This window comes from Mesorhizobium waimense, assembly GCF_003601975.1.
Taxonomy (GTDB): Bacteria; Pseudomonadota; Alphaproteobacteria; order Rhizobiales; family Rhizobiaceae; genus Mesorhizobium; species Mesorhizobium waimense.
Genome location: NZ_QZWZ01000159.1, coordinates 1 through 1,266 on the forward strand (window position 1 = coordinate 1; position 1,266 = coordinate 1,266).

2 pseudogenes are annotated in these 1,266 nt (G+C 57.1%); one reads left to right on the top strand and one right to left on the bottom strand.

From position 1 onward, the window contains the following. A pseudogene (locus tag D3227_RS43635) lies at positions 1-111 on the top strand (transposase); the annotation flags it as partial. Between the two features lie 74 nt (positions 112-185). On the opposite strand, the pseudogene D3227_RS41435 reads toward D3227_RS43635, so the two are convergent. Beyond that, a pseudogene (locus tag D3227_RS41435) lies at positions 186-1,103 on the bottom strand (amidase); the annotation flags it as partial. Positions 1,104-1,266: the final 163 nt, after the last annotated feature.

Consider the following 1,266-nt stretch of genomic DNA (forward strand, 5'->3'; position numbering starts at 1 on the left):
TTCTTCTGCAAACTCAAGGAATTCAAGCGTATCGCCATGCGAGCTGACAAAACCGACCAGAGCTTCGCAGCCTTCATCAATCTTGCTGCTGCCGTCATAAACTCACGATGAATCTCAACAAGCCTTAGCGTGGCCTCGTCGCCAAAGCGACCAACGATCTGAATCCCGATCGGCAACCCGCTGGCACCTTGTGCCAAAGGCAAGGACACAGCAGGTTGTCCGGTAACGTTGAAGACGCCAGTGTACTGACAAATAGCGGTATCCGCTTCCAAGTATTCCTCTACGGAGATCTTTGGGCTAATCGTAGAATAGACCCCACCATGCCGCACGGCCACAATTGGCATTGTGGGAGTCAACAGAATGTCGAAGGCATGGATCGCCTCGCCCACGCGGAAACGCATTCCACGGAGGCCCTCCTGTACGTCCCGCGTTTGAGAAAGGGGCAAATCGCGGCCATATCGATACCTTTTGAGGTTGACCGGCTCCAAGGTGTCCGAGCTGATCGGGCGCCCCATAGCTCGCGCCGCTTCTTCGAGCCAAATAGCGGTCGTCGGAGCGGAGTCAAATTTGCTGTACTCGGCCGGTTCATATGGCGGCTCGATGTCTGTTATCGAGTGCCCCATCTCCTCGAGAAGCGTTGCCGTCAATTCAACGGCACGCAGCACATCCGGATCGAGGTCGATCACACCCCAACTGCTTCTCGCGACACCAACCCGCAGGCGGCCTGTGGGCTGCGAGAGTTCCTCCACGTAAGGTCGGTTCGGCTGGACGATAATGAATGGATCGCCGGGATGAGAACCAGAAAAGACGTCCAAGGCGACCGCCATGTCGCGCACAGTCCGACATAGAACAAATTCGCGGCTGAGACCAAACGATGCGTCCTGATTGCTCGGGCCGCCGGAAACACGTCCTCGGGACGGGTTCAGCCCGACAAGGCCGCACCAAGATGCCGGAATCCGAATTGAGCCGCCGCCATCGTTACCATGGGCAATAGGAGTTATGCCGGCGGCCACCGCGGCTGCTGCTCCCCCTGAGGAGCCTCCAGCGGAGCGTTCCAAATGCCATGGGTTACCGGTGATGCCGTTGAGAATGGACTCGGTCATCACTGTAGCTGCAAGCTCAGGCGTTGCTGTTCTTCTGTAAGCGCGAATTTCCCCGCACCTTTTGCTGTTGAGCGCTCTGATGCATGAGGTGTCCACCAAAATAGGTGGACACCAAGTGATGGAAGAAGATGAGCAGAAACTGCGGGTGAGGCTTGTCGGTCGG